General features: G+C 72.5%; 1 protein-coding gene. It reads right to left on the bottom strand.

Annotated features, from left to right (window positions below):
* On the bottom strand, window positions 1-1,040 hold a 1,040-nt coding region (locus BKE38_RS30110; RefSeq protein ID WP_076960716.1), incomplete at its 3' end, for a Ppx/GppA phosphatase family protein.
* Window positions 1,041-1,191: the final 151 nt, after the last annotated feature.

The raw sequence follows: 1,191 nt of genomic DNA, 5'->3' as shown, positions 1-1,191 counted from the left end.
GCCCGCCGCGGCGGGCTGCGATCCTGGCGCATCATGCGCAATAGCATTCCTTCGCGCAGCCCGCGATCCGCGACCGTCACGCAGGAGGCGGGCCAGACCCGCCGGATCGCCGCATAGATGGCGCAGCCGGGCAGCACGAAGTCGGCGCGCTCGGGCCCGACGCAGGGATGCGCCTTCAGCCCCTCGCGGCCCAGGGTGAAGAGGTCGCGCAGCGCTTGGTCGGCATCCTCGCAGGGCAGCACGCGGCCATCGATCAGCGGGCGGGAATAGCGGGGCAGCGACAGGGCCACGCCGGCCAGCGTCGTCACCGTGCCGCTGGTGCCCATCAGGCGCACGCCGCCGTCGCGGATCTCGCGGCCGATGCTGTGGACGCGGTCGAAGCGGGCCAGGTGCTCGGCCACCTCGTCGACGACGCGGTCGAAGCCTTCGGGGGTGTAGCAGCCCTGGCCCATGCGCTCGGCCAGCGTCACCACGCCGAAGGGCAGCGAGATGAAGCCGATCAGCTCGGCGCGCCCCTGCGCGCTGTCGCCGGCGCCGCGGATCCAGGCGATCTCGGTGCTGCCGCCGCCGATGTCGAACAGAAGACCGCGGCGGTCCTGCGGCCGCAGCAGGGGCGCGCAGGATTCCATCGCCAGCTCCGCCTCCTCCCGCGCCGAGATGATGCGGATCGGCAGGCCGGTGGCGGCCTGCGCACGGGCGACGAAGGCGGCGCCGTTGGCGGCGCGGCGGCAGGCCTCGGTGGTGACAGCGACCAGGCGCTTCAGCGGCCGGCGCAGCAGCTTCTGGGCGCAGGCCTGCAGCGCGACCATGGCGCGGTCCATGGCGGTGTCGGACAGGCGGCCTTCGGTGATCAGCCCCTCACCCAGGCGGACGACGCGGCTGTAGCTGTCGAGCACGCGGAAGGAGCCGGCCTGGGTGGGGGTGCCGACCAGCAGCCGGCAGTTGTTGGTGCCGAGGTCGATGGCGGCGAAGGCACCATGCGCGGCCCCCGAAAGAAGGCTGGGCGAGGCGACGGCAGGGTTCGACACGATATCGGGCATGGTTTCGGGCCTTTCCCGCACGGCCTGGGCAGGGCGGCGTCGGGGGGCTCTATTATGATTGGGTGGCAGCGGGCCGGGGGCAAGCAATTTTATCCCGCGCGGCAAAACCGCGCATCTGGCCTCTTGCAAGCCCCGGGGGCCGGTGCTATTT

It is taken from the genome of Teichococcus deserti (genome assembly GCF_001982615.1).
GTDB lineage: Bacteria > Pseudomonadota > Alphaproteobacteria > Acetobacterales > Acetobacteraceae > Pseudoroseomonas > Pseudoroseomonas deserti.
This window is presented reverse-complemented; position numbering and strand designations above follow the sequence as displayed.